6 protein-coding genes are annotated in these 5,107 nt (G+C 42.8%); all 6 read right to left on the reverse strand.

All coding sequences use genetic code 11. The features are described 5' to 3' along the window. Window positions 1-840 (reverse strand): twin-arginine translocase subunit TatC (gene tatC / locus B3R91_RS13115; protein WP_286798074.1); only part of this gene is annotated, 840 nt, incomplete at its 3' end. Next, window positions 837-1,223, reverse strand: coding sequence for a Sec-independent protein translocase protein TatB (gene tatB / locus B3R91_RS13120; RefSeq protein WP_036599454.1), 387 nt, complete (start codon window positions 1,221-1,223; stop codon window positions 837-839). The genes tatC and tatB, both read right to left, overlap by 4 nt. A 55-nt stretch (window positions 1,224-1,278) precedes the next feature. Further along, window positions 1,279-1,563, reverse strand: a complete 285-nt coding sequence (gene tatA / locus B3R91_RS13125; RefSeq protein WP_011959992.1) for a Sec-independent protein translocase subunit TatA — start codon at window positions 1,561-1,563, stop codon at window positions 1,279-1,281. An 80-nt stretch (window positions 1,564-1,643) separates the two neighbouring features. Continuing rightward, window positions 1,644-4,262: a copper-transporting P-type ATPase gene (locus B3R91_RS13130; protein ID WP_058025615.1), complete on the reverse strand. Its 2,619-nt coding sequence runs from the start codon at window positions 4,260-4,262 to the stop codon at window positions 1,644-1,646. Between the two features lie 138 nt (window positions 4,263-4,400). Continuing rightward, entirely contained in the window at window positions 4,401-4,556 is a 156-nt protein-coding gene (locus tag B3R91_RS13135) for a hypothetical protein (RefSeq protein WP_156770962.1), read from the reverse strand. 28 nt (window positions 4,557-4,584) lie between these two features. After that, a complete protein-coding gene (locus tag B3R91_RS13140; RefSeq protein WP_037059145.1) occupies window positions 4,585-5,061 on the reverse strand; it encodes a DUF305 domain-containing protein in 477 nt (158 codons plus the stop codon). Window positions 5,062-5,107 lie beyond the last annotated feature (46 nt).

A 5,107-nucleotide genomic window follows, 5' to 3' on the forward strand; every position in this document is an offset into this window, starting at 1 on the left:
ATACTTTTTGATACACCACCCATTTTTAATTAATATCTTTGCTAAGAGTAAACCCAGCTCAAATAATAGCCACATAGGAATCGCCAACAACAGCATTGATACACCATCAGGCGGTGTCACTACCGCGGCGATCCCAAAACAGCCGACTATGATATAACGACGCTTATCTTCTAAAATTTGAGTAGAAACGATTCCGGCCATTATCAGCAATAAGGTAACCACTGGAATCTCAAAAGTCAGTCCAAACACCATAAATAGCTTGAGGGCAAAGCTCAGATAACTGTCAATATCGGTCATTGGTATAACGTTCTGCGGAGCGAACATAATAAAAAATTTCAATACCCCTTTGAGTACGACAAAGTAGGAAAAAGCAACACCAGCATAAAATAGAAATATCGAAGATAGCAGTACAGGAATGGCAATTTTCTTCTCTTTTTTATATAAGCCGGAAGCTACAAATGACCAAATTTGATACAGGATATAAGGCATTGCTAAAAATGCGGCGACGAATATCGTTAAGCGAATGGGTGCCATAAAGTTTGACGTTATATCAGTGGCAATCATGGTCGAATTGATGGGTAACTGCGCCACTAATGGGTCTGATAAAAGATTATAAAGCTCGCGTGAAAATCCCACCAATACTAAGAATATAATTAAGACGACCACGCATATTCTTATTAAGTGCGTACGCAGCTCGATTAAATGTCCGGTAATAGGCATATCGCCAAGCGTACCTAACGTATCTCCAGACTCACTATTCTGTGTTGTATCTGTTGGCGCCTCAAACTCTATATCTGTTATTTTTTCTTGTCGACTTTTTTGCCGTTTAAATAGGCTCACTGATCCGCCTCCTGTTTAATGAACGAGGAGGTAGTATTCTGTTGATGGTCTTTATCATAAGGGGTGATTGACTGATGTGAAGCGTCTAGGCTTTGGTTCTGTGACTGCTCAAACTTTTGCATACTGCCACGCATTTCTGCTAATTCGCGCTTCATATCCGACTCGGTCTGACGGATTTTCGCAAGTTCATTTTGCATTTGTTGACGTGTTTCAGCTAGATCAAGCTCAGCTTCTATTTCAGATTGTAGAGTGGATACTGTACGGCGCAGTTTGGCATACCATTGCCCAGCGGTACGTGCGGCTTGCGGCAGTTTTTCTGGGCCCAATACGATTAAAGCAATGACGCCAAACAAGAGTAATTCGGAAAACCCAATATCAAACATAACAGTCACATATATTAATAGACTACTTAGTGCCGCTATTTATAAGCGGCGCGCTTCATACTTTAGGCTGGTCATCAGTGGAAATAGGGCTGATTTCCATATCATCAGCCTGATTACCTACACGCGTATTTAAATCATTACTTGCAGCTGGCGTACTATTTTCATGGCTAAGCACATGATTTTTGCGAGCATTCTCGGGTTCTTCATCTTTGACCGCTTCTTTAAAACCCTTCACCGCACCGCCTAAATCTTTACCTGCATTTTTAAGCTTGGCAGTACCAAATACGACCACCACTACGACCAATAAAATCAGCCAATGTGTAATAGAAAAGCTGCCCATAACGGTATCCTTATATTTTGTGATCTTGTTTAGACCAGTATGTGTCAGTGTGCTTTAGAACACTTTTTACCGTACCAGAATTATAGTTTCAAACGGCGCAATCGCAGCGCGTTAGCAATCACCGAGAATGACGACAAGCTCATCGCTGCCGCTGCTATCATCGGACTGAGCAGAAGCCCAAATATGGGATAGAGCACACCTGCGGCAATAGGAACACCAAGTGCATTGTAGATAAAGGCAAAAAACAGATTCTGTCTGATATTGCGCATGGTGGCGTGGCTAAGCTTATAAGCTTTGGCAATGCCCATTAAATCACCTTTTAGCAGGGTAATGCCCGCACTCTCCATCGCCACATCGGTACCGGTTCCCATAGCGATACCAACATTAGCTTGCGCTAGCGCTGGTGCGTCGTTGATACCATCACCCGCCATAGCGACCAATTTACCGCTGTCTTGCATTTCTTTGACGATACGGTTTTTATCCTCTGGTGAGACATCCGCATGAACTTCATCAATACCTAGTTTATTGGCGACTGCCTGCGCGGTTTTTTCGTTGTCACCGGTTAGCATCACAACTTTTAAACCTGCGTCATGAAGCAGTGAAATAGCCTCTTTAGTGCTTGGTTTAATAGGGTCAGCAACTGAAATAATACCAGCAGCTTTACCGTCTATAGCCACAAACATTGCCGTTTCACCGTCTTTTCTACGGACATCAGCTTTAGTGGACAGCTCATTATCAAAACTATTTAGGCTTTCCATAAGCTTAGAGTTACCAATAGCGACTTTCTTACCATCGACCACGGCTTGTACGCCTTCGCCAGTAGTCGAATTAAAGTCAGTAGCTTTAGGAATAATGAGTGATCTTTCTTGAGCTGCTCTAACGATAGCTTCTGCTAAAGGATGCTCGCTAGCGCTTTCTACTGAGGCTACCAATGCGAGGAACTCGTCTTCATCTTGACCTACCTGCGCATCAATTGCGGTAAGCTCGGGCTTACCAGCGGTCAGTGTTCCGGTCTTGTCGACGACAATGGTATCGACTTTTTCCATACTCTCTAACGCTTCAGCATTTTTGATGAGGACGCCGTTTTGCGCGCCTTTGCCGGTACCAACCATAATGGACATCGGCGTCGCTAGACCAAGGGCACAAGGACAAGCAATAATCAGTACCGCAATCGCGTTAACCAAAGCATAGGTCATAGCGGGCTCAGGGCCGAATATCGCCCAGACAATAAAGGTTATGATAGAGCTGACAATAACAATAGGTACGAACCAACCCGCCACTTGATCTACCAAGCGCTGGATAGGCGCGCGGCTACGCTGGGCTTCAGCAACCATTTGTACAATTTTAGATAATACTGAATCTGCTCCAACATTGACCGCTTCGACTAATAGCGTTCCGGTGCCATTTACCGTACCACCAGTCACTGTATCTCCTGCTACTTTTGATACAGGGATTGGCTCACCCGTCACCATTGATTCATCAACATTACTATTACCATCGATCACTGTACCATCTACGGGTAGTTTCTCACCTGGTTTAACCCGTAGCTTATCGCCAGTGACGACCTCATCAAGCGAGACTTCGACTTCTTCACCGTTTTCATCGACACGTCTTGCGGTTGGTGGTGCGAGCTCAAGCAAAGCTCTAATCGCACCTGAAGTTTGACTTCTAGCTTTGAGCTCTAATACTTGACCCAGTAGCACCAAGGTCACAATGACCGCTGCCGCTTCATAGTAGACTCCGACTTGACCAGAGGCATCTCTGAAACTGTCTGGGAAAATATCGGGGAAAAAGGTCGCGACAATACTAAAAATATAAGCAGCGCCTACGCCTATCGCAATCAAGGTAAACATATTTAGATTGCGGCTTTTTATAGACTGCCAGCCACGGACGAAAAACGGGGCGGCGCCCCAAAGCACTACAGGGGTCGCGAGCACTAACTCAGCCCATTGTAAGATCTTTGAAGAGATACCATACTGACTAAAATTAACTACGTTTAAGTCAAACATACCGCTCATCACATATATTAATAGCGGTACAGTCAACACGGTACATATCCAAAAACGACGAGTCATGTCGTCAAGCTCTGAGGTGTCCTCTTCACCGATAGTAAGCGTTTCGGGCTCAAGCGCCATACCACATATCGGACAACCGCTATTTCTAACGTCTCTCACTTCAGGATGCATAGGACAGGTATATACCGTGCCATCGTAATCAGCAGGTACTTTATCGTATTTACCGCCTTTAACAGATTTTACTCCGCTACTATCAGTATCCTTTCCATGACAACTGGCGTGACTATCATCTTTAGCAACTTCGTCTTCAGGTTTAAGAAACATGCCACATATTGGGCAGTCACTTTTTTCAACATCTCTTACTTCTGGATGCATAGGACAAATATAAATCGTGCCGTTATAATTTTCTGGTATCTTGTCGTACTTATTGCCTTCGACAGACTTTAACTCAGTACTATTATTAGCATCCGCTTTATGACAATGCGCATGACTGCCCTCATTACTGTTGGATTCAGCAACCTCGTCTTCAGGTTTAAGAAACATGCCGCATATCGGACAATCGCTCTTCTCAGTATCTCTAACCTCAGGATGCATCGGGCAGATATAAACCGTACCACTATAGTTTTCTGGCACTTTATCGTACTGACCACCTTTGATAGATTTTTCATCGGCAATATGTTTCATAAAATCACTCCTTGAAGACAATAAATATTGATAATAAGTACAACTCTTAAAGCACTATCATCAATCCTCGATTGCTATTCATCTAATCATTAATCTAAAAACCTCTAAAAAATAATTTCTATACTTTTCAATTGGAATTTAGTTTTTATCACGCAAATACTTGAGCAGTGCCATGATTGTTAGTACTAGTACTGCGAAAAATAGTAGGGTGAATAACAAACAGATAAGCATCATAACCCAGCCCATGCCATACATCATTGAGCCGTTCATCATGCCATGCATTGACCCATTCATTATGATTTCTCCTCAGTCTAAACTGTGATCACTCCAACTCATCAATAAGTGCTTGCATCTCACCGATTTCACGCTTTTGTGCTTCGATAATGTCATCAGCAAGCTGACGTACACGTGGATCTTCGATATCAGCACGCGAACTGGTCAAAATAGCAATCGAGTGATGCGGTATCATCGCCTGCATCCAATCCACTTGATCGACCGTTTGTTGTGATCTAACGCCCCATAAACCAAAGGCAAATAGCACGACACTAATCCCATAAACCATTAGATTGACCTTAGTCTTTTTATACATATTGGTCATAAAGGCGAGCATAATAATAGCCATCATAGCGCCCATATATAACGCCATATAAGCTCTGGTTTCGCTAAAATAAACGTGATCCCATTGATAAGTATTAAAATACATCATGATAAACATCACGACTGTCGATGTTAAAATCATGATTGTGAACTTTACATAAGGGTTCATTTGCTTCTGTTTATTATCCATATGGTTATTCATATTCTTGTCCTTAATTTAGTAAAAAACCCCAGTTCGGGATAAGCCA

Source organism: Psychrobacter sp. UBA6291, from assembly GCF_002439405.1.
In the GTDB taxonomy this organism is placed as follows: Bacteria; Pseudomonadota; Gammaproteobacteria; order Pseudomonadales; family Moraxellaceae; genus Psychrobacter; species Psychrobacter faecalis.

Coding starts and splice junctions, on each gene's coding strand:
- B3R91_RS13130 (WP_058025615.1), bottom strand. CDS start 4,262: ATGAAACATATTGCCGATGAAAAATCTATCAAAGGTGGTCAGTACGAT.
- B3R91_RS13140 (WP_037059145.1), bottom strand. CDS start 5,061: ATGAATAACCATATGGATAATAAACAGAAGCAAATGAACCCTTATGTA.
- tatB (WP_036599454.1), bottom strand. CDS start 1,223: ATGTTTGATATTGGGTTTTCCGAATTACTCTTGTTTGGCGTCATTGCT.
- tatA (WP_011959992.1), bottom strand. CDS start 1,563: ATGGGCAGCTTTTCTATTACACATTGGCTGATTTTATTGGTCGTAGTG.
- B3R91_RS13135 (WP_156770962.1), bottom strand. CDS start 4,556: ATGAATGGGTCAATGCATGGCATGATGAACGGCTCAATGATGTATGGC.